Annotated in this window: 18 protein-coding genes and 1 other RNA gene; 7 read left to right on the top strand and 12 right to left on the bottom strand. The window is 64.1% G+C overall.

Annotated features, from left to right (window positions below):
• The first annotated feature begins 234 nt into the window (after nucleotides 1-234).
• Nucleotides 235-459, top strand: coding sequence for a hypothetical protein (locus tag F455_RS0105690; RefSeq protein ID WP_018972311.1), 225 nt, complete (start codon nucleotides 235-237; stop codon nucleotides 457-459).
• On the opposite strand, the gene F455_RS0105685 is transcribed toward F455_RS0105690, so the two are convergent.
• The 7 genes from F455_RS0105685 to F455_RS0105660 all read right to left on the bottom strand — a co-directional run bounded on the left by F455_RS0105685 (nucleotide 428) and on the right by F455_RS0105660 (nucleotide 3849).
• Nucleotides 428-1222, bottom strand: coding sequence for a glutaminyl-peptide cyclotransferase (locus tag F455_RS0105685; RefSeq protein ID WP_018972310.1), 795 nt, complete (start codon nucleotides 1220-1222; stop codon nucleotides 428-430). The two genes, F455_RS0105690 and F455_RS0105685, sit on opposite strands and share 32 nt — an antisense overlap.
• Nucleotides 1219-1866 carry a ribose-5-phosphate isomerase RpiA gene (gene rpiA, locus F455_RS0105680; protein ID WP_018972309.1) on the bottom strand — a complete coding sequence of 216 codons (648 nt, stop codon included), beginning with the start codon at nucleotides 1864-1866 and terminating at the stop codon, nucleotides 1219-1221. The genes F455_RS0105685 and rpiA overlap by 4 nt, the downstream gene beginning before the upstream one ends.
• Nucleotides 1866-2318, bottom strand: coding sequence for an EVE domain-containing protein (locus tag F455_RS0105675; RefSeq protein WP_018972308.1), 453 nt, complete (start codon nucleotides 2316-2318; stop codon nucleotides 1866-1868). The genes rpiA and F455_RS0105675 overlap by 1 nt, the downstream gene beginning before the upstream one ends.
• Nucleotides 2315-2920 (bottom strand): 5-formyltetrahydrofolate cyclo-ligase, encoded by a 606-nt coding sequence (locus tag F455_RS0105670; protein WP_018972307.1) that lies wholly within the window; start codon nucleotides 2918-2920, stop codon nucleotides 2315-2317. Before F455_RS0105670 ends, F455_RS0105675 begins: the two co-directional genes overlap by 4 nt.
• Before the next feature lie 201 nt (nucleotides 2921-3121).
• Nucleotides 3122-3306, bottom strand: a non-coding RNA gene (gene ssrS / locus F455_RS22400) — 6S RNA.
• Between the two features lie 5 nt (nucleotides 3307-3311).
• Complete coding sequence (locus tag F455_RS0105665) at nucleotides 3312-3614, bottom strand: cell division protein ZapA (RefSeq protein ID WP_018972306.1); 303 nt, start codon at nucleotides 3612-3614, stop codon at nucleotides 3312-3314.
• 10 nt (nucleotides 3615-3624) lie between these two features.
• Nucleotides 3625-3849: a TIGR02449 family protein gene (locus F455_RS0105660; protein WP_018972305.1), complete on the bottom strand. Its 225-nt coding sequence runs from the start codon at nucleotides 3847-3849 to the stop codon at nucleotides 3625-3627.
• A 122-nt stretch (nucleotides 3850-3971) separates the two neighbouring features.
• Here F455_RS0105660 and F455_RS0105655 point away from each other — a divergent pair, with 122 nt between their 5' ends.
• From F455_RS0105655 to F455_RS0105640, 4 genes are all read left to right on the top strand, one after another.
• A complete protein-coding gene (locus F455_RS0105655; protein ID WP_018972304.1) occupies nucleotides 3972-4529 on the top strand; it encodes a UPF0149 family protein in 558 nt (185 codons plus the stop codon).
• Nucleotides 4530-4538: 9 nt separating this feature from the next.
• Nucleotides 4539-5855, top strand: a complete 1317-nt coding sequence (pepP, locus tag F455_RS0105650; RefSeq protein WP_018972303.1) for a Xaa-Pro aminopeptidase — start codon at nucleotides 4539-4541, stop codon at nucleotides 5853-5855.
• Nucleotides 5856-5924: 69 nt separating this feature from the next.
• Nucleotides 5925-7295, top strand: coding sequence for an AcvB/VirJ family lysyl-phosphatidylglycerol hydrolase (locus F455_RS0105645; RefSeq protein ID WP_018972302.1), 1371 nt, complete (start codon nucleotides 5925-5927; stop codon nucleotides 7293-7295).
• Complete coding sequence (locus F455_RS0105640) at nucleotides 7295-8872, top strand: tetratricopeptide repeat-containing sulfotransferase family protein (RefSeq protein WP_018972301.1); 1578 nt, start codon at nucleotides 7295-7297, stop codon at nucleotides 8870-8872. The genes F455_RS0105645 and F455_RS0105640 overlap by 1 nt, the downstream gene beginning before the upstream one ends.
• Nucleotides 8873-8962: 90 nt before the next feature.
• On the opposite strand, the gene F455_RS0105635 is transcribed toward F455_RS0105640, so the two are convergent.
• Entirely contained in the window at nucleotides 8963-11752 is a 2790-nt protein-coding gene (locus F455_RS0105635; RefSeq protein ID WP_018972300.1) for a TonB-dependent receptor domain-containing protein, read from the bottom strand.
• A gap of 449 nt (nucleotides 11753-12201) precedes the next feature.
• On the opposite strand from F455_RS0105635, the gene F455_RS0105630 reads away from it, so the two are divergent.
• A complete protein-coding gene (locus tag F455_RS0105630) occupies nucleotides 12202-13104 on the top strand; it encodes a YbaY family lipoprotein (protein WP_020684054.1) in 903 nt (300 codons plus the stop codon).
• A gap of 77 nt (nucleotides 13105-13181) precedes the next feature.
• On the opposite strand, the gene F455_RS0105625 is transcribed toward F455_RS0105630, so the two are convergent.
• Nucleotides 13182-15512 carry a Tex family protein gene (locus F455_RS0105625; RefSeq protein WP_026293108.1) on the bottom strand — a complete coding sequence of 777 codons (2331 nt, stop codon included), beginning with the start codon at nucleotides 15510-15512 and terminating at the stop codon, nucleotides 13182-13184.
• Nucleotides 15513-15698: 186 nt separating this feature from the next.
• Between F455_RS0105625 and F455_RS21885 the strand changes: the two genes are divergently transcribed.
• Nucleotides 15699-16406 carry a hypothetical protein gene (locus tag F455_RS21885; RefSeq protein WP_157578470.1) on the top strand — a complete coding sequence of 236 codons (708 nt, stop codon included), beginning with the start codon at nucleotides 15699-15701 and terminating at the stop codon, nucleotides 16404-16406.
• Nucleotides 16407-16558: 152 nt separating this feature from the next.
• Here F455_RS21885 and F455_RS0105615 read toward each other — a convergent pair whose 3' ends face one another.
• The 3 genes from F455_RS0105615 to F455_RS21880 are packed head-to-tail and all read right to left on the bottom strand — an operon-like array spanning nucleotide 16559 to nucleotide 22128.
• Nucleotides 16559-19633, bottom strand: a complete 3075-nt coding sequence (locus F455_RS0105615; protein WP_018972296.1) for an efflux RND transporter permease subunit — start codon at nucleotides 19631-19633, stop codon at nucleotides 16559-16561.
• 10 nt (nucleotides 19634-19643) lie between these two features.
• The gene (locus F455_RS0105610) at nucleotides 19644-20798 is read right to left on the bottom strand and encodes an efflux RND transporter periplasmic adaptor subunit (RefSeq protein ID WP_018972295.1); all 1155 of its coding nucleotides are present in this window, start codon (nucleotides 20796-20798) and stop codon (nucleotides 19644-19646) included.
• A 4-nt stretch (nucleotides 20799-20802) separates the two neighbouring features.
• A complete protein-coding gene (locus tag F455_RS21880) occupies nucleotides 20803-22128 on the bottom strand; it encodes a TolC family protein (RefSeq protein ID WP_018972294.1) in 1326 nt (441 codons plus the stop codon).
• Nucleotides 22129-22261 lie beyond the last annotated feature (133 nt).

The following is a 22261-nucleotide window of genomic DNA, read 5'->3' as shown; positions in this document are numbered from 1 at the left end:
TGAATTTGTGCTAACCGCATTCTTTGTTGAAAAGTGCGGCCACGGATGGCTGCTTTTTGATTCTCGCGATCAAGGACGACAGAAAAAGCCCGGTAGTTCGGCCAGGGATGACCGCTTTGTGATCCTCGCAATTACGGACGACTGCAAGAAATAAGTCAGAAGCTGGCCACGCGCCTTCCATCTGGGCTTGATCTACTACTTGCCTAGAAATGGTGTCGCACACGGAAATTTGCAATGCGCCAGTTCGTGCCAATGAGTGATGAGATGCTGTACCGCGCAGGCGGGCCGCCCGGCCGGCTGGTGCCGTATCGAGTCGGCCTGGATTGCTGGCACGCACTCGGTGAAGACGGGATCTACCACTTCAACGACGACGCGATCCTCGCCGCCGCGCCACGCAAGCATGGCGGCGCTGCCAACGACGGCTCGGTTATTTCGGCGGCGCGGGCGCAACCAGCCTAATCTCGAACACGTTGGGCCAATATTTGCCGGTAACGAACAGGCGATCGGTTTTGGCGTCGTAGGCGATGCCGTTAAGCACGTCCACGCCCGTAGCTTCGCGGTCGGCGTGCGAAAGCAGGCCGGTCAGGTCGATCCACGCCGTTACCTTGCCGGTCTTCGGGTCGATGCGCGCGATGCGCTGGGTTTGCCACAGGTTGGCGTAGATTTCGCCCTTGATCCATTCGAGCTCGTTGATCTGGGTCAGCGGCTGACCTTGCGCGGTCACCTCGATCGCGCCGGTCTGCGTCAGCGTCTGCGGATCGAGCAAGCGAATCGTCGATGTGCCGTCGCTGAGCAGCAGGTTCTTATCGTTGCGCGTCATGCCCCAGCCTTCGCCGGGATAGGAAAATTCCCTTTCGACCTTGCTCAGGTCGTCGATGTCGAGCACGAATCCGTGCTGCGTGCGCCAGGTCACCGCGATCAGCTTGTTCTTCCAATCGACGATGCCCTCGCCGAAGAACGCCTGCGGCAAATCGTGCTGCTGCACCACGCGACCGCTCTTCAGTTCCACCTTGCGCACCGACGAAGCGCCGTTCATGCCGGTGCTTTCGTAGAGGAAGCCGTCGCGAAAGAACAACCCTTCGGTGAACGCGCCGCGATCGTGCGGATAGACGTGGACGACTTCGTACGAGTAGACCGGAATGTCGGTCGTCGTGGCGACGGGCGTAGCGAGGGCGGACAGGCCCGGCAGTGCCGAGGCGAGGACAAAGACCAATTTCTTCACGGCATCTGGTCGCCGCCGATCAGCACGACATCGGCGCGGCGCCGCGCGAACAGGCCGACGCAGACGACGCCCACGATCTGGTTGAGTTCGGCTTCGAGCGCGGGCGGATCGACGATGCGCAAGCCGTGCACGTCGAGGATGACGTTGCCGTTGTCGGTGACGACGCCGTCGCGCCAGACCGGCTGGCCGCCGAGCTTGACCAGCTCGCGCGCGACGTAGCTGCGCGCCATCGGGATCACCTCGATCGGCAGCGGGAATTTGCCAAGCACGTCGACGCACTTGCTCGGGTCGATCATGCAGACGAACTTCTTCGACGCCGCGGCAATGATCTTCTCGCGCGTGAGTGCCGCGCCGCCGCCCTTGATCAGGTTCTTGTGCGGATCGCACTCGTCGGCGCCGTCGATATAGACGCCGAGCTCACCCGCCGCATTGAGGTCGATCACATCGACGCCGAGCGCCTTCAGCGCCGCAGTCGATTTTTCCGAACTCGACACCGCCGCCTTGATGCGCTCGCGAATCTTGCCGAGTTCGTCGATGAAGTGCATCACCGTTGAACCGGTGCCGACACCGACGATGCTGTTGTCCTCGACGAACTTGATCGCGGCCTGCGCGGCAAGGCGTTTCTGTTGTTCCTGCGGAGTCATCACTGTTCCAAAGACAAAATGAAATCCCATTGCGCCTTCGTCACCGGCAGCACGGACAGACGGTTGCCGCGTTGGACGAGGGCAAAATCCTTCAGCTCGGAACGATCCTTGAGCTCGGTCAGCGTGATCGTGCGCTTGAGCTTGCGCTTGAACTTGACGTCGACGAGCGACCAACGCGGCTCGGCATGCGAGGACTTGGCGTCGAAGTAGTCGCTTTTCGGATCGAACTGGGTCGGATCGGGATGCGCTTCGGTGCCGACGGTCGCAATGCCGACGACGCCGGGCACCTCGCAGCTCGAATGGTAGAACAGCACCTCATCGCCCTTGCGCATCGCGCGCATGTGATTGCGTGCCTGGTAGTTGCGCACCCCGCTCCACGGCTCGGTCTTGCGCGTTTTCAAATCGTCGATCGAAAATTCGTCCGGCTCGGACTTCATCAGCCAGTAGTTCATGGACGGCTCTCCGGTGGCGTGCAGTCGATCAATTCTTTGTCGGTGGCGATGAAGTCGAGCGCAATGTCCCAGTCTTGCGCGGGCAGCGTTGCCACCTCCTGAAAAGCGTAGCCGATTCCGACCAGCAGCGGTTGCGCGGGACGCGGCAGGTCGCGCAGAAAGGCGAAGCTGCGGTCGTAGTAGCCGCCGCCCATGCCGAGCCGCCGCCCGCTGCGATCGAATGCGGTCAGCGGTACGAGCACGAGGTTGAGCTGCTGAGGTGCGAGCAAGTCGGCCTGTGCATGCTCGGGCTCGGGAATGCCGTAACGATTGGGCGTTACCTGCACCCCAGGCTTCAGCGGTGCGAAACGCAAAGTCCGGTCTGTCGCCAAGATCGGCAAGAAATAGGGCTGTTCGCGGGTGCGCAGCTGCGCCACGGCAGCGTGCAGCGGCACTTCGCCGCCAACCGCCCAGTAGCCGGCGATACGCGGATCGACGAGGAATTCAGGGAGTTGTTCGAGGCTCGCCGCGACGTTGCTCGCCGCGGCGATGCGCTCGGCCGGCGTCAGACGCGTACGCTGTTCGCGCATTTTCGCGCGGATGGAGGCTGGGTCGTCGGCCATGCAGCAGAACTTCTCAACGCAGATCAGAGCGGATTTACTTGGACAAAAGCGGAGTAATCATTTTGCTTGATCCGCTCTTGCCCACGTCGACGCATACGCCACAAACGCGGAAGATTTTGGTTGAGAAGTGCGGCCAAGGATGGCCGCTTCTTGATTTTCGCGTTCACGGACGAACGCAGAAGTAAACCGCACAAACAAAGTACGCCCTCCGCGATGCCGATGCTCATCAAACGACCTTGATCCGAAGATCAGGTGGGAGGGCTCGCTGGTCGTCAGGCTTTCCGCACACGGCGGACATGCACACGGACTTTCGCATCGCCATCCCGGGGTCGTATATAGGACCAAGGCGATATGTTTGGATGCGCTGTCGCACACCGCAGGGGACGCGCAGCTATTTTACGTGTGCAGCCAAGGCAATGTCGAGTTTGCCGCGCAGCGTCTGCAAATGCTGCGCCAAGGAGCCACCGTCGATATCGGCGCGCTGCTTGCTCTGCATGAGCTCGTGCGCGATGTTGAGCGCGGCCATCACCGCGATGCGGTCCAAGCCCTGCGTGCGCGTATTGCCGCGCACTTCGCGCATTTTGCCGTCGAGATACGCCGCCGCAGCGATCAGGCCGGGACGCTCCTCGGGCGTGCACGCGATGAGGAACTCGCGGTCGAGGATGCTGACCGCCACGGGGGTTGCCTCGCTCATCTTGGGCGCCTCATGCGTTGCTCTCCAGCGAGCGTAGTCGCACGATCATCGCCTCGACGCGCGAACGCGCCTGCTCGTTCTTAGCCATGAGGTTCGCGCGCTCGGTGTTGAGCTGCTCCTGGCTGGCGCGCAGGCTACGGTTTTCCTCGGTCAGACGATGCACCAACTCGACCAGGCGATCCAGTCGCCCGCTGATTTCGGCGAACTCGCTTACAAGGTTGGGCGTTTCGGCCATATCGGCACTATATGCAAGCGCCACGGTACGGTCAACGCGCGGCCACGACTGGACTCCCCCGCGCGGCGGACCGCGCATGCACGCTGCTACAATGCATCGATTCCAAGCACCCCAGGCCAACGGTGTCGACCACGGCGATCAGCTACAGCGAACTCGGCGACGCACTCGCCCGCGTCCACGCCGGCGTCGGCGCAAGCGAGCTGCAGGGTTCGCTCGCGGGTTACCTCTGCGGTGGCGGCAGCGCCGATGCACGACACTGGTTCGATGCGCTCGAGCTCGACCACGACGGTGAGATCGCTGCCGCGCTGCCGCCGGACCTGCTCGAACGCTTGCATCACGACTGCTCGGCATGGCTCGCCGATCCCGAACTCGGTTTCGAACCTTTGCTGCCCGCCGCGGAAACGCCGATCGATGTGCGCGCCGATGCGCTCGTCGAGTGGTGCCGTGGCTTTCTCGGCGGCTTCGGCCTCGCCGGCGGCGGCCATCACGACTCGCTGTCGAACGACGCGCGGGAAATCCTCGCCGACTTCGGCACGATCGCGGCGACGCGCTTCGAATACGCCGGCAACGAAGACGACGAGGCCGCGCTCGCCGAAGTGATCGAATTCATCCGCGTCGGCGCGCTGCTGCTGCACGCGGAGTTGCATGCGGCGCCGCAAACCGGCGCAACCTTGCACTGACATCGCCGCATGATCGAAGCCAAGGAATACGCCCGCCGCCGTAAACAGCTGATGCGCATCGTCGGCGGCGATGCGATCTGCATCGTGCCGGCCGCGCCGGAGCGCGTGCGCAGCAACGATTCGCATTATCCGTATCGGCAGGACAGCGATTTCCAGTACCTCACCGGCTTCGGCGAGCCCGAAGCCGTGCTCGCATTGATCCCCGGCCGCGAACACGGTGAAGAAATCCTGTTCTGCCGCGAACGCGACGCCGAACGCGAGGCCTGGGACGGCGCGCGTGCCGGCACCGAAGGCGCGGTCGCGCGCTATGGCATGGACGATGCGTTTCCCATCGGCGACATCGACGACATTCTGCCCGGCATGATCGAAGGCCGCTCGCGCGTCTACTATCACTTCGGCCGCGACGTCGAGTTCGACACCAAGCTGATCGGCTGGGTCAACCGCGTGCGCGGCGAGATCCGTCGCGGCGCGCGCGCACCGCACGAATTCGTCGCGCTCGGCCACATCCTGCACGACCTGCGCCTGTACAAGACGCGTGCCGAGCTGCGTGTCATGGCGCGCTGCGCGAAGATCGCCGCCGAGGCGCATCAGCGCGCAATGCGCACCGCGCGGCCCGGCATGAACGAGCACGAAGTCGAAGCCGAGCTGCTGCACGCGTTCCGCAAACATGGCGCGGTCGCGAGTTACGAGCCGATCGTCGCCGGCGGCGCGAACGGCTGCGTGCTGCACTACCGCGCCAACAACGCACCGCTCAGGGATGGCGACCTGCTGCTGATCGACGCCGGCGCCGAGCTCGACTGCTACGCCTCGGACATCACGCGCACGTTCCCGGTCAACGGCAAGTTCACGCCGCCACAGCGCGCGCTGTACGACATCGTCCTCGCCGCGCAACGCGCGGCGATCGCCGAGGTGCGAGCCGGGCGGCCGTTCATCGCCTACCACGACGCCGCGGTGCGCACGATCACCGCGGGCCTGATCAAGCACGGGTTGCTCAAGGGCGACGTGCAGAAGAATATAGATGACGGCGCGTACCGACGTTTCTACATGCACAAGACCGGGCACTGGCTCGGCCTCGATGTGCATGACGTCGGCGACTACCGCGTCGACGGCGAATACCGCGAACTCGAGCCCGGCATGGTCGTCACGGTCGAGCCGGGCATCTACATCGCGCCGGATGCGAAAGGCATCGCCGCGCAATGGCGCGGCATCGGCATCCGCATCGAGGACGACGTGGTCGTCACGCGCGGCGAGCCGGAAATTCTTACCGCAGCCGTACCGAATGATGCGGACGAGATCGAGGCGCTGATGGCCAAGGCCCGGACCTGACGCGGCATGACTTTTCGTTTCAATGCAGTTGCACTCCCACTGCTCCGACTGGCGTCGATCGTTTCGTTGATGCTCCTTCCGATTGCGCTCAACGCAGCTAGCGTTCCGGTTCACTACGGCCTGTTCGGCGACGTCCGTGTCGCTTCGCCCAGCGGCGAACCCAAGCGCACCGTCATCTTCATCTCGGACAAAAACGGTTGGGATGCGCGCGCCGAGATGCTTGCAAATGCACTCGCGAACGACGGCGCACTCGTGTTCGGCATCGACTATCCGGCTTACCTCAAGGAAATGCTGTCGATCAAGAACGACGCCTGTCATTTCCCTTCGGCGCACATCCAGGAAATGAGCGACTGGATGCAGAAGAATCAGAAGGTGAAGAATTTTTCCTATCCGCTCCTCGTCGGCGATGGCACGGGCGCGGCGTTCGCGTATGCAACCGACGCGCAGGCGCCGAAAGGAACGTTCGGTGGCCTCGTCACGCTGGGCTGGGATTTCGGCCTGCGTTTCCCGAAGGCGTTCTGCAAAGGCGATGCCGGCGAGATGTCCGTGGCCGACGGCAAGGACGCGTTCCATATCGCGCCTGTAGGCGCGTTGCCGAACCGGTGGCTGCCTTTGCCGTTCGCTAGCGGCGCTCGCGTCGACGGTGCGTTGTCTATGCTGAGCAAACTGTGGCAATGGTTTGCGCTGCCTGTGTCGTCGCTTGCGAATCCGCCGCAAGATGCGGGCGCGGAACTGAATCTGGGCATCGCCTGGCTGACTGCGCCGGGCGCGATCGCAAAGCCGCTGCCTGGCGATGTCGCCGATCTGCCGTTGATCGAGGTGCCCGCGCAAGGTGCGTTCGCCGAGCGCATCGCGATCATCCTCACCGGCGACGGCGGCTGGGCCGGACTTGATGTCGCCGTCGCCGACCAGCTGAGTAAGCGCGGTATCGCCGTGGTCGGCCTCAACACGCTGAAATTCTTCTGGCAGACGCGCACACCGGCCGAAGCCGCCGACGCCGTGACGCGCATCATCGGCCACTACGGCAGCGAACACCCGAATGCCGACTTCGTCGTCATCGGCTACTCGTTCGGCGCGAGTCTCGCTCCCGTCGTCGTCAACCGCGTCGCCGATGCCGCGCGTGCGCGCATTGCGGCGCAGGTGCTGATCTCGCCGGATCCCGAAGCCGTGTTCGAGATCCACGTCGGCGACTGGTTCGGTTCCACCCACCACGAGGGCGCGATTGCGATCGCCCCCGAGATCGCGAACACGAAGGTGCCGGTGATCTGCGTGCACGGTGCCGAGGAAGGCGCCGACAGCTTTTGCGCGACGCTGCTTGGCAAGCCGAACGTCACCGATGTTTCGCTGCCCGGCGGCCATCATTACGACGGTGACTACGATGCCCTCGGCGCGCGTATCGCCGCGAGCCTGCCCGCAAAACCCGACGGCCGCGCACACTGATGCAGCTCGTCGATTCGCTCTGGCAGGATGCGCGTCGCGCACTCGCGCGCGACGACGCGCGCGCCGCGATTGGCGCGCTCGATGCGCTGCTCAAACTGATGCCGGTGTTCACTCCCGCGCACTTGATGCTCGGCGGCATCGCCCATGCGCAGGGGCGCCTGCGCGATGCGACACGGCACGCACTCGATGCGGCGCGCCGGCTACCCGACGACGCCGACATGATCGGCAACGTGGTCAACGGCCTGCTCATGGTCGGTGAAGTGGTGGCCGCGCGCGAATGCCTTTCTCATCCGGCGATCACGCGCTGCCGCATCGGTCTGGTGCTGGCGCGCCTCGCCGGCATGCAGCAGATGCTCGGCGAGCATGCGGCCGCGCTGGCCTTGCTCGACCGCGCGCGTGCGGCGGGGCTGAACGACGCGGATCTGAGCTACCTGCGCGGCGTCCAGCTTACCTTCAACGGCCGCGTCGACGAGGCGATCGTGGAATTGGAGCGCTGCCTCACGCTCGGACCGACCTATGGTCGCGCCTCGGTCACGCTCGCGCGCCTGTCGAAGCAGACCGCCCAGCGCAACCATCTCGACTACATCCGCGCGCAGCTGCGGCGCGTGGCGCGCGGCAGCGAGGACCACGCCGCATTCGAGTTCGCGCAGTACAAGGAACTGGAAGACCTCGGCGAATACGATGAGGCATGGCAGGCGCTGGAGCGCGGCAATGCCATCATGTACGACCAGCTCGGCCACGACATCGCGCGCGAGCGCGCACGCATCGATGCGCTGATCGCGCGCTGCTCGGCCGAGTTCGTGAACGCGCCCGGTTCCGCACGGCACGCAGGGCCGCAGCCGATCTTCATCGTCGGCATGCCGCGCTCGGGCACGACCTTGCTCGATCGCATCCTCGGCAATCACAGCCAGGTGATATCGGCCGGCGAACTCGGCGACTTCGCGCGCCAGATGCGTTGGGCGGCGGACCATGTGACCGTGCAACCGGTCGACGAAACGATACTGGAGCGTGCGCCGCGGCTGGACTATGCCGAGATCGGCCTGCGCTATCTCGCGCAGACGCAATGGCGCGCCCACGGCAAGGCGTGGTTCATCGACAAACTGCCGATCAACTATGTGCAGGCGGCCTTCATCGCGCGCGCGCTGCCGCAGGCGCGCATCCTGCACATGACGCGCGCACCGATGGATGTCTGTTTTTCAAACTGGCGCGCCTTCTTTGGCGGCGGCTACGCCTACAGTTACGACCTAGGTGCATTGGCGACGCAATACGCCGACTACCGGCGTGTGATGGCGCACTGGCATGCGCTCATGCCGGGGCGGATTCTCGACATCTCCTACGAGTCGTTGACCGACGATCCAGCACAGGCGGCACGCGAGGTATTCGATTTCTGCGGACTGCCGTTCGAGGCCACGGCGCTCGACATCGGTCGCAACAGAGCACCGGTCGCCACGTTGAGCGCGATGCAGGTGCGCGGCGAGATACGCCGGCGCGAGGTTGCCGAATGGGTGCCTTACGCTAGGCAGCTGGGGCCGCTCGCATCCCGGATCGAAGCGATCGCGTCCTCGCCTTCCGTTTGAGCGACACCTCCGCAGCGAAAGACACGGCGGCAAAAAAAGGGCCGGCGCAGAACGCCGGCCCTAGCAAACACAGATCGCGTTTTCGTCGACTTACTTCTTGCTGCCGCCGAAGTGCACGTTCATTTCGACCATCACGAGGCGACCATAGCTGTTGTAGCTGTAGACGTCGTAGTACGGATACGAGGTGAAGGTTGGATCCTTCGGCGGACGCGCATTGAAGATGTTGTTGCCGATCAGGGTCAGCGATGCATCGTCGCTGAAGTTGTAAGCCACCGTGGCGTTGTACTTCATCCACGGACCCACCGTTCCGGTGCCCTTGAAGTTGAAGGTCTTACCGTAGCGGATGTACTTCACCGCGGTGCTCCATGGACCGATGTCCCAAATCACGCTGGCCGAACCGATGTCCTTGAACTGGTTGCCGTACGAGTTGGTGCGCAACAGGTCGAGGGTCGGATCAGTCGGGAACTGCTGCTGCAGGTGCGAGGTCTGCACGTTGTAGTCGGCATTGAGCGTGAAGTCGCCGAAACGTCCGGCCTCGAACTTGTAAGCGCCTGACGCGATGATGTTCGACACCGACTCGCGCGAAATGTTGATCGGATAGGTGGTCACGCTGTTGAGCTGACCTGCGCCGACCGGCGCATTCAGCGGATTGCGACCGACCTCGGCCTCGAACGCCTTGCAAGAAGCTGAATTTCCGTCGACCGGCGTGCCGTTGGTCGTGTGGCCAATCAAGCAGTCGGCTTCACGTTGTAGGATCGTGTCGATGCTGTACGAATTGACCTCCTGATCGATCCGCACGTGCACGTAGTCGGCCTTGAGGGTCAAATTCGAAGTCGGCGACCAGACCAATCCGTAGCCGAACGACTTGGCTGTGATGTATTTCAGGTTCTGGTTGCCGCTGCTGTTGCCGGAAATCTGCACGCTGTCGTAGGGCGGGTTGCAGCTCGTGTAATTGTCGCCCTGGTGAATGCGGCAGTTGTAGTAGTCGGTAGCGTTGGTGAAGAAGCTGGAGCCTCCGGAGAACACGTAACCCATGTCGGGTGCGCGGAACGCGGTGCCGTAGTTGCCGCGGAACAACAGGGTATCGATCGGACGGAACTCGAGACCGACCTTGTAGGTGAACTTGCCCTGCGAGTTCGCATCGGTGCTGTACTTGTCATAGCGACCGGACAGGTCCGCCGTCAGCATACTGAAGACCGGCACGTTCAACTCGCCGGCCACAGCGTAGCGATCACGCGTACCTTGACCGCTCGTGCCGCCCGTTCCCCAGAATTCGCCGCTGACGACGCGCGGATCGACCGGGTTATTCCAGGATTGTTTGCCCCACTCGGCGATGCCGCCGAAGCCGACCGCACCGGCCGGGAGCGAAAACAGGTCGGTGTTGTTGACCTGGATCGCGGCCGTTTCGTTGTAGGTCGACGAATCGCTGCGCACGTCGTCGCTGATTGACGCATATTGCGCCGGCGTGAGGGCACCCCAGAAGTTGGGGTTGTTGCTCGGGCCGAGATGGTACGCGGGGTAGCCGTAGCCGTACGGATCAACGCCGACCTGCTTGCCGAGGAAGAAAGCGTCGGCCTTGTCGGTCAACAGACGGCGCTGCTTGGTGCCGGAAAGGACGTCCGAACGATGCAGATAGGCGTCATAGTTCCAGTTGGAATCGCCGAACGATCCGCGGATACCCGCGGTGCCGATGTATTGCTCGCTCCAAATGGACGGATCGGCGAGTGTTCCGACTTCTTCGGGCGCGAGGATGTGCTGGTAGACGCTGACCAGATGATGGGTGTCGACGTCGTAGATGTAAGGAGCCGTGCCGAAACCCAGGCCCCAGAACGTGACGCCGCCCACCGTGATCTTCTGCTTCGACGTGCTCGCTACGAAATCGCCGTACAACTCGGTGGTGTCGTTGAGGTGATAGCGCGCGCTCAGGTAACCACTGGCACCCTTGCTGCCATTGAGGAAGGTGGTATACCCCGGAGCGGCGGTGCTGCCGCAATAATTGCCGAAACCGGTGCGCGTGGAGTACCTGACCGTATTGTTGAACAGGTTGCTGATCGGCGAGCACGCGGCCGAACCCGGATCGATGTACTTGCCGGTAAACGCGTTGGAGAAGACGCGAACGCGCGAGGCTGCTTGCGCGGAGGCTACCGGAGCGTCGAGGCTGGAATCGGTGTAGCTGCGCTGATAGCCGTAAATCGGGTTTTGATTGTCGAGCTGCAGGGCGTAGATAAGATCGAGCTTGCCCCACGAATTGCCGCCGGAAATCTGCACACGCTGCTGCTGGCCGCCGCCGTCGGTAAATCCGCCCATGCGGTAGTCGAGGTAGACGCCATCCAGACGCTGCTTGGTGATGATGTTCACCACGCCGGCGATGGCCGCCGAACCGTAAATTGCCGACTGGTTGCCCGGCAGGATGTCGATATGGTCGACAATCGCGTTGGGGATGTTCGACAGATCGACGAAATTGGAGTTGCTGTTATAGAGCAACGGATAGTCCGCAAGCGGCTTGCCATTCATCAACACGAGAGTGAAGCTCGGGTCCAAACCAAGCAGGCTGATCGTCTGCGCGCCCGGGGTGAAGCTGTTGGTCGACTGGTTATCCTGCACCGCACCTTGCGCGGTGGGCATCGAACGCAGCGCGTCATAGACGTTGCTGAATCCCTGCTTCTTCATTTCGTCGGCGGTGATGGTGATCGTCGGCGCGGCAGTTTCGATCTGAGCCTTCGGAATCAGCGAGCCGGTAACGGTGACACCGGTCAGCTGCGTCGTTTCTTTCTTACTTTCTTCCGACTGATCGCCGGCGCTCTGCGCCATGGCATTGCCGATCGCAAGGCTTGCATACAAGCCGATGATGATGGACGAGACGAGTACACGTTGCTTCATGTTGTTCCCCAACGGAAATGAAACGAACCCGGGCATTTATCCAGCTGGCCCGGCGCATGGAGTAGGTGTGCGGCCGATTGCGGCCAATGCCGCAACCCGCCGCCGATCGCTAGACGCGATCTGCGCTGCAAGAAATGGCTTTGGATGCCCCGACACCCGTGGCCCGACCATAACAAATGGTTAACTTTCCTGTCAATTTCGTGAAGCAAACTTCATCCTTGTAAATTCCTGCCGTTTTTTGGGTTATAGAGCGGCGCCGCGAGCCGCGATCGTGGCTGTGCAGCACGGGCCCGCGCGGCTAGAATCGGAGCCGATACCATTGTGGGCGGATGTCGGCATGGCCCAGGGACGGCCTGAAAATTCCGTAGCGGGATTTTTCGCGAGCGCTGGCGGGTGCTGCACGAAAAGGTGATGTGCGTTCCATTTTCAGTTCTCCAAAGAGGTTAGCCATGCGAATTCTTCTTGCCACGACTGTCCTTTCCGCGGCCCTGCTCAGTGCCTGCGGCTCATCCGCGCCGCCGCCCCCGCCGCCGCCCGCGGTCGCCCCGATCGCCAATGCCGTCACCGGCACGGTCGCGCTGATCGAACCGCGCGAGCTCAGCGACGCGGCCAAGGTCGACATCAAGGTGTACGACGTCTCCCATCCCGAGATCGTGCTCGCGCAGACGACGCTGCCCAATGCCAACAAGCTGCCGCTGTCGTTCAACCTGCCGATCGACACGACCAAGGTCGATCCGAAGGGTGTCTACGCGCTCGACGCGATCCTGACCGACGGCGACCGCCGCTTTCTGAAGAAGCTGGAATACCAGGTGCTGACCGACAAGGCGCGCACAGCCAAAATCGACGTGCAGCTCGCACCCGAGCCGACCCCGGCCGAGAAGTTGTTCGAGGAGTACAAGAAGGCCGCAGCGCAGACCGGCAACCTCAAACAGGTCAGCGGTAAGTACTCGAACGATAATTTCGGCACCGCCTGGGATGCGTTCACCTCCAACGGCAAGGTCAAATTCGTGCGCGAGGTCACCGACGCCTACGACGACAGCGGTCGCACGACCTACAAGATCGCGTACAAGGACGACAAACCGTGGGTAATCGTGCGTGAATCCTCACCGGTCGGATCGCGCCAGGTGCTGGCGACGACCAAGGTTGGCTGGAGCGACGACGGCAACCTCGTGCTGCACGAGAAGGTGGCGGGCGGGCAGACGTCCGACGTCGCCGATGCGGACGCGAAGGCGCTGAAGGCGCATGCCGAAGCCGCACTCGACGTAGCCCAGGGCCACGCACCGAAACTGCAGACCGGTGCGCAGACCGACGACAAGGCGAAGAAGGGCGCGCCGGCGAAGAAGCACCACTGACGGCTTCCGAGCGCGCTCGACGCGCGCCGGGATCGCAGTATGAAAAAGGGCGCCGTTCATGGCGCCCTTTTTGTTGCCTAGTTTCGCCGCGCCTTCGCGAATGCATCGGCAAACGCATTGTTGGCGGGCACCGCGGCTGCAGGTTTCGAAAAAGCGCCGCGACTGTTGGGCGCAGGGCGCGCGCCGCCCGGGCCGCGTGCGGCTGCACTTGCCTCGCGCAGCGACGTGCGCGGCTCACCGACCGGATCATCGAGCCGCATCGTCAAGGCGATGCGCTTGCGCGGCAGGTCGACCTCGAGCACCTTGACCTTGACGATGTCGCCGGCTTTCACCGCCTCGCGCGGGTCCTTGACGAACTTGGTCGACAACGCCGAGATGTGGACGAGGCCATCCTGGTGCACGCCGATGTCGACGAAGGCGCCGAATGCGGCGACGTTGGAGACGCGGCCTTCGAGCACCATGCCGGGCTTCAGGTCCTTCATGTCTTCGATGCCGTCGGCGAATTCGGGCATGTGGAACGCGGGGCGCGGATCGCGGCCGGGCTTTTCCAGTTCCTTCAAGATATCGCGCACGGTCGGCAGGCCAAACTTCTCGTCAGTATATTTTTCCGCCTTGAGCGCGCGCAGGAAGGCGATGTCTCCGACGATTTGCTTCACCTCGCGACCACTATCGCCGACGATGCGCTCGACCACCGGATAAGCTTCCGGATGCACGCTCGACGCGTCGAGCGGATTGTCGCCGTTGGTCACGCGCAGGAAGCCTGCGCATTGCTCGAACGCCTTGTCGCCAAGACGCGGCACCTTGAGGATCGCCGCGCGCGTGCGGAACGCGCCGTGCTCGTCACGATACTTGACCACGTTTTCGGCGACGCTGGGCGAAAGGCCGGCGACGCGCGACAGCAGCGCGCTCGATGCGGTGTTGACGTCGACGCCGACGCCGTTGACACAGTCCTCGACCACGGCGTCGAGCGAGCGCGCCAGTTTCACCTGGTTTACATCGTGCTGGTACTGACCGACGCCAATGGCCTTCGGCTCGATCTTGACCAGTTCGGCGAGCGGATCCTGCAGGCGCCGCGCGATCGAGACCGCGCCACGCAGCGACACATCCATGTCGGGAAATTCCTTCGCTGCAGTCTCGGAGGCGGAATACACCGAAGCGCCGGCTTCGCTGACTACGATCTTCGCCAGCTTCAAATCGGCATGCTTCTTCATCAACTCGCCGGCGAGCTTGTCGGTTTCGCGCGAGGCGGTGCCGTTGCCGATCGAGATCAGGTTGATCTTGAACTGCTTGCACGCGGCGGCAAGATAGGCGATCGACTTGTCCCACTCGTTGCGCGGTTCGTGCGGATAGATCACGCCGGTGCCGAGCACCTTGCCCGTGGTCTCGACGATAGCGACCTTGACGCCCGTGCGGATGCCGGGATCGAGTCCCATCACGACCTTGTGGCCCGCAGGCGCAGCCATCATGAGGTCTTTGAGGTTGCTGCCAAACACGCGGATCGCCTCGTCCTCGGCCGCCTCGCGCGCACGACCGAACAGGTCGAGTGTCAGCTGCAGCATGAGCTTGATGCGCCAGAGCTGGCGACAGGTCTCGCGCAGCCAGGCATCGGCGGGACGTCCGCGGTCGACGATGCCAAAGTGTGCGGCGATGCGGCCCTCGCCTTCGGCATGGCCTTGCTCAACCTCAACACCCGGCTCCAAATCCAGATCCAGGAATCCTTCGTTGCGCGCGCGGAACAGGGCAAGCAAGCGATGCGATGGAATCGCCTTGATCGACTCGACGTGGTCGAAGTAATCGCGGTACTTCACGCCCTCGACTTGCTTGCCCGCGACGACCTTGGCGCGGATCTGCCCGCGGCCCCAAAGCCATTCGCGCAACTCGCCGATCAGCGCCGCATCCTCGGACATTTCCTCGAGCACGATCGCGCGTGCGCCGTCGAGCGCGGCCTTCGTGTCGGCGACATTCTTCTCCGCATCGATGTAGGCGGTCGCCAATGCTTCGGGCGTCTCGGTCGGATCGGCGCGCAGCGCATCGGCGAGCGGCTGCAAACCCGCGTCGCGCGCGATCTGCGCCTTGGTGCGGCGCTTCGGTTTGTACGGAAGATAGAGGTCTTCGAGGCGCGCCTTGGTGTCGGCGTCGAGAATCTGCGCCTTCAATTCGTCGCTCAATTTGTTCTGCTCGGCAATGCTCGCGAGCACGGCCGTGCGGCGCTCTTCGAGTTCGCGCAGGTAACGCAGGCGTTCTTCGAGCAGGCGCAACTGCGTGTCGTCGAGGCCGCCGGTCACTTCCTTGCGATAGCGCGCGATGAACGGCACCGTGGCGCCTTCGTCGAGCAGTTGCACGGCCGCGGCGACCTGCTCGGGCTTGGCGACGATTTCCTGGGCGATCTTGTGTTCGATATTCGACATACGCTGTTGCGGAGCGACTTCCATCCGGATGGGATAGGCATTGTAGGCGAGCGCGCGGGCTTGCAATCCAGCGTGGTTTTGTGAACCGGAAGGCGATTCCGCACTACAATGGAAATCTCGATGGACCGTGCCGAATCCGCCGAAATGTCCGAGCCTTGTTCGAAACAGAATCGACGCGCAGCGGTCTTGGCGATGCTTCCCCTGCTCGCCTGCACCGCGCTCCACGCCGACGAAGGCGACGATCGCCGCCTGCAGTGGAAGCTGACGCCGTCGTACTACGACAATTCCGACGGCACGCATGCCTACGACGTGAACCTGCGCGCCGACTTCGGCGACCAGCGCGCCTGGATCGGCGACTACCGCGATTCGCAGGGCTACCACCAGGCACGCGCGGGATTCGACTGGGTGAACCAGATCGGCTTCGTCAACCTCGACCTGTCCGGGCAGTACGCGACCGGCGGCTTCTTCGGCGGTTCGGCGACGGCGCAGATCGGCAGCGCCGACAACTACGCCCTCCTCGGCTGGGGCCGCACCAACCTGCATCCGTACTACAACCTCAACTTCGATCCGAACGACGCGGTCACCGCGGGCTTCGGCACGAAGGCGCTCATGCGCGGCCTCGAAGCGCAGCTCTACCACATCTGGGACGACCGCCTGGCGACGCGCCAGCACGTCACCCATCTATTGCTGCGCTACGCGATTGACGAGCATTCGCGCTGCTCGCTCGACCTGTCCTACAAGCACGGCCTCGCCGACCCCGAAACCTACGTGCATGGCTACGCGGTCGCGGCGACCTATGCCTGGCATCACGTTTTTGCGCGCCTCGCTTACGACCAGCACGCGAACTTCAACCTGCCCAACCAGAAGCGCATTTCGGTGGGCTTGCTGTTCTGACCGCGCGTCAGGAACCTCTGATTAACCGTAGCGAGCGAAGAGAATTTGCGCGTCGCCGGAGCGCAGGAACCGGAGTTTACTGGTCGTAAATGAGGATTCCGAGCACCGCCGGCGCGCAAATTATCGAGCGCAGTAGGTTAAGCGGAGGTTTCTCAGGTCTCCTCGCCGACGACGGCTTCGTACAGCAGGGGCAACAGGTTGAGCGCGATCAGCGTCGCCGAGACGATGCCGCCGACGATGACGACGGCGAAGGGCCTTTGCGTTTCCGACCCGATGCCATGCGACAACGCCGCGGGCAAGAGGCCGAAACCAGCCATCAGCGCCGTCATCAGGATCGCGCGCAAACGGCTTGCGGCGCCTTCGAGCACCGCGTCCTCCAGCGCATGGCCTCGCGCACGCAGGGCGACGATCTGCTCGACCATGATCACGCCGTTCTGCACCGAGATGCCGGCGACGGCGATGAAACCGACCGCAGCGGAAATCGACAGATGCAGCCCGGCGAGCGCGAGTCCGGCCAAGCCGCCGATCAGCGTGAACGGCACCGTGGCGAGGATCAGCAGCGCCTTCTTGATCGAACGGAACGCCCAGAATAGCAAGATGAAAATAGCGACGAGCGACAGCGGCACGATGATCATCAGGCGCGCGGTCGCGCGCTTCTGATTCTCGAACTGGCCACCCCAGGCGATGCGATAGCCGCTTGGCAATTTCACTTCGTCGGCGACGCGGCGCATCGCCTCGGCGACAAAGCTGCCTTGGTCGCGGCCGAGCACGTTGACCTTGATCGCGACGATGCGGCTGCCCGATTCGCGCAGCACCTTGGCCGCGCCTTGCCGTTCCTCGATGCGCGCGACCTGGCCAAGCGGCACGGTGCCGGCGCCGCCGGGCAAGCTCACCGGCAGCTGCGCGACCTTTTCGACCGAGTTGCGGTAATCCTTGTCCAGACGCAGGGTCACGTTGAAGATGCGACTGCCTTCGTAGAAATTGCCGGCGACGGCGCTGCCGAGCGCGGTCGCGACCGTCGTCGCCGCGTCGTTGACGTTGATGCCGTAGCGTGACAGCGCGGCGCGATCGAGGGTGACGTCGAGTTCGGTCTGGCCGCCGATCTGGATTTCCTCGACATCGGCCGAACCGGGCACCTGGCGTAGCACGGCGGCGATCTCCTCGCCTTTCGCCTGCAGCACGTCGAGGCTCTGCCCAAACACCTTCACCGCGATCTCGCCCTTGACGCCCGACAGCGCTTCCTCGACGTTGTCTTCGATGTACTGCGAGAAGTTGGTCGGCACGCCCGGCATTGCGTGGATCTTCTTCTCCATGTCGCGCACCAGTGCTTCCTTGTCGCTGAAGCGCCACTCGCCGTGCGGCTTGAGGTCGGCCATGATCTCGATATTGTTCGGCCCTTTCGCATCGGTGCCGTCGTCGGGGCGGCCGGTCTGGGTAATGACTTGGGTGACCTCGGGATAGGAGAGCAGGATCTTGCGCACATGGCGCTCGACTTCCTTGGTCTTGTCCAGCGCGGTCGATGGCGGCAGGTCGACGGTAAGCCAGATATTGCCTTCGTCGAGCTTGGGCAGGAACTCGCTGCCGAGCAGCGGCGCCAACGCGAGCGCGACGACGAGCATGCCGATCGCCGTGCCGATCACGAGCTTGGGATGCTGCGCCCAGCGGCCGAGGTCGCGGCGATACTTGTCGCGCACGCGTTCCATCCACACGCTGTGCTTTTCCTCCAGGCCCGGCCCGCGCGTCGCCCACGACAGCAGCGCAGGTACGAGGGTCAGGGTGAAGATCACGGCACCGGCGAGCGCGAAGGTCAGGGTCAGCGCCATCGGTGCGAAGATTTTTCCTTCGACTCGTTGAAAGGTAAATATCGGCAGGAAGGCGAGGATGATGATCGCCTTCGAGAACAGGATCGGGGAGCCGAGTTGCGTCGCGGTCTGCGCGAGCACGGCCTCGCGCGACTCCATCGTCGCCTCGCCGCGCACGGCATCGAATGCTAGTCGCACCATCAGCGCCTCGACCAGCACGACGGCGCTGTCGATCATGATGCCGAAGTCGACCGAGCCGAGTGAAATCAGATTCGCATCGATGCCACGCACGTGCATCATGAGGAAGGCCGTCAGCAGCGCGAGCGGAATCACGCTGGCCACGATCAGCGCCGCGCGCCAGTTGCGCAGGAAGACGAGCAGCACCGCGATGACGAGCGCAGCGCCGACGCCGAGGTTCTCCGCCACCGTGTCGACGGTGTGGTTGACCAGGGTCGTGCGGTCGTAGACCGGACGGATGCTGACGCCGGGCGGCAACTGCTTCTGCACGTCGGCGATACGCGTCTTCAGTGCCGCAATCACCTTGGCCGGATCCTCGCCCTTGGTCATCACGACGATGCCTTCGACGAGGTCGTCCTGCTGGTTGTAGCCGACGATGCCGTAGCGCGTTTGCGTGCCGACCTCCGCCTCGCCGATGTCGCGCACCAGCACCGGTTGGCCGCCGAACACGGCGACCGGTACGCGGCCGACGTCGTCGATCGTCTTGAACAGGCCGATCGCGCGCACGACGAGGTCCTCGTCGCCGCGCTTGAGCAGGCCACCGCCGCTGTTCGACGAATTCGCCTGCAAGGCCGCTGCGACCTGCTCGAGCGACAGGTTGTACTTGCGCAGCAGATCGGGATGCACGTGCACTTGGTATTCGCGGATCGCACCGCCGAAACCCGAGATGTCGGCCACGCCGGGAACCTGGCGCAGCGCCGGCTCGATCGTCCAGTCCTGGATCGCGCGCACTTCGTCCAGCGGCATGTCGGGCGGCGCGTCGACTAGGTAACGATAAATCTCGCCGACCGCGGTCGACAGCGGCGCGAGCTGCGGCTGGATGCCGGTCGGCAGAGTGATTTCGGACAGCTTTTCGAGCACCTGCGCGCGCGCGAAGTAGTCGTCGGTGCCGTCGGCGAAAGTCATCGTGACCACGGACAGGCCGCTCATCGAGATCGAGCGCAGTTGGGTCAGCTTCGGCACGCCGTATTCGGTGCGCTCGATCGGCAGCGTCACCGCACGCTCGACCTCCTCGGGCGCCTGTCCGGGCACGAGCGTGATGATCTGCACCTGCACGTCCTGCACATCGGGGAACGCCTGCACGGGCAGCTCACTGAACGCATAGATGCCCGCGATCGCGACCATGAGCGTGATCGCGACGACGAAGACGCGCTGCTTGAGAGCGAAATCGACGAGGGCTTTCAGCATGGCGGCGCGTTCACTCGGCCTGACCGAGTTCGGCGTTGAGCAACACCGCGCCGCGCGTGACCACGCGCTCGCCGGCCTTCAAACCTGCCTTGACGTAGGCGACGCGTTCGCCGATCACGCTCAGTTGCACCTCGCGGCGCTTGAGTGTGCCCGGCGTCTCCTCGACGAAAATGTAGTGGTGTAAGCCGATGCTGACGAGCGCCGAATTCGGCACGGCGATTTCCTTGTGCGCATCGTCCTCGAGCGGGCTGATGCGCGCGAACATCTCCGGCTTCAGGCGCGGGTCCGGCTGCTCGACTTCGGCGCGCACGGCGATGCGCCGTGTCGAAGGATCGAGCGCAGCGCCGACGTAGATGACGCGCCCGCCGAAATGCCGGTCCGCGATCGCGTCGACGTCAATGCGGATCGCCTGGCCATTGTGAACCTTCGCCATGTCCTGCTCGGACAGCTCGAAGTTCACCCACAACTTCGCCGGATCGGTGAGGATGAACAGCGGCGCCTGCGCGTCCGCCCGCACCTCCTGACCCGGATTGATCATGCGATCGACGACGCTGCCGGCGATCGGCGCGCGCAGCGCGTAGCGTGCGTCGTTGCCGGTCGGGTCGAGGTTCGCAAGCACCGCGTGCGCGCGCTCGAGCTCGGCCTGCGCTTGGCCCAGGTCGGATTGCGCAGCTTCGAGATCCTTGCGCGCGAGCACGCCGAGATCGGTGAGTTCCTTGGCTCGCGACAGCGCTTTCTGCTTCAGCGCGAGATCGGCCTGCGCCTTGCGCGCGTCGGCGCGTGCCTGGGCGAAGTCGGGCGAACTGAGCCAGGCAAGCACATCCTTCGCCTTCACCGCGGCGCCGGGCTTGGCGACGAGCTCGGTGACGCGGCCGCTCACCGGCGAGAACACGCGCACGGTCACATCCTCGTCGAACGCGAGCTTGCCTGGCAACGCCTGCATCGTCGGCGCGGCGAGTTCCTCGACCGGCGCGATGTCGAGATAGCTGAGCTGCTCCGCACCCGCCGCGTAGTGCAGCGTGTCCGCCGGCGTTGCCGGCTTCGATGCATCCAGTTTCGTTTCCGGTTTCGCGCGGAACAGCCAGATCGCAGCGACCAGCACGACGAACGCGATCGCCGTCGCGGCCACGACTTCGAACGGAATCTTGGCAAGGCGATTCTTCACGGCGTCATTCCTTGGTTTCCTCGGGCACCGCGGCGGCGAGTGCGGCGAGCGCTTCGGCAAAATCGGCATGCGCATCGCACGCGTCGTCCTGCGTCGCCTTGAGCGCGCGGCGTGCATCGAGCAGATCGGCAAGTGCCAGACCGCCGCGTGCATAAGCGGTCTCGACCGTCTTCTCGGCGGCGAGCGCGCGCTCGATCAGGTCGCTGTCGTAACGGCGCACGCGCTGCGCCGCGGCGCGCAGATCGGCGCGCGCACGCTGCACGTCGGCAAGCGCGGCCACGCGCACGCGGGCGAGGTTTGCGCGCGCCGCATCGATGTCGGCGTTCGCGCGCGCGATCTCGCCCTGATATTGGTTGCCAGTGAAGATCGGCACGGACACGCCGATGCCGAGCAAGGTGTGTCCGACCGTCGGCGCGGCGGGTGGCACCGGATTGTGCTCGTACTGGCCGCTGACGGTGATGTCGCGAGCGGTCTGCGCGTGCGCGAGTTCGAGCGCAGCTTCGGCTGCGCTCAGGCGCTTCGCGGCGGCGAGCATGTCGGGCCGGCGCGTGAGCACGGCTTCCGCAGGCTCGGTCGCGTCGCCGCGGATGCTTTGCGGATCGACCGCGCCGGCGGCGTGCGGCCAGTCGTCCATGGCCGCGAGTTCGCCCGATTGCGCGGTGATGTCGATCAGCGCCGCGAGCGCGACCTGCGCGTCGCGCAAGGCGCCGGCCGCCGAATCCACGGCGTTGTCCGCAGCCGCCGCATCGATGCGCAGGCGTTCGAGATCGAGGCGCGGCAGATCGCCGACGCGCAGGCGTTGCTCCGAAGCTTCGATCGAGCGGTGCTCGATCGCCGCGAGCATCTGCGCATTTCTATATTTTTGCTCGGCACGCTTGAGTTCCCAGTACGCCTCGGTCACGGCGAGGCGTTCGCTGCGCACGCTGTCGGCGTAGTCCGCGTGTGCAGCGTCTGCGGTCGCCTCGGCCTGGGCGAGCCGGTGCCGACGCTTGCCGCCGCGCTCGAACGGCTGCGACAGGCTGACGACCGTGTCGTAGCTCCTGTTCCAGAAATCACCGGAGCCGTTGTGCCCGGCTGGATTGATCTTGCTCGTCGACCACGCGAGCGTCGCATTCGGGCGTTCGCCCGCGGTGATCTTGTCGGCAAGCGCCTGGTCGACGGCGGTCTGCGCCAGCTGCAGGTTCGGGTCGCGCGCGCGCATGAGCTCAAGCGCGCGCTTGAGACTCAGGTTCGCTTCCGCAACGGGCTGCGCCATCGCCGCGCCTGCGGCGGACAGCAGTGAGCCGAATTGAAGAAGGCGAAGCGCAATGACGATCGTGCTTCGGCGCATGTCGGAGAAATGACAGTCTTTCGCCCGCGCGCAGCGCGCGCGAACATCGAGCTACGGGGCGCGCACGATACCGAATCAAGCTTGCAACAGCCTGACGAAAAAAGATTCCGGGAATCTGCCCGCTTGCTAGCGA

This window comes from Rudaea cellulosilytica DSM 22992, assembly GCF_000378125.1.
GTDB lineage: Bacteria > Pseudomonadota > Gammaproteobacteria > Xanthomonadales > Rhodanobacteraceae > Rudaea > Rudaea cellulosilytica.
This window is presented reverse-complemented; position numbering and strand designations above follow the sequence as displayed.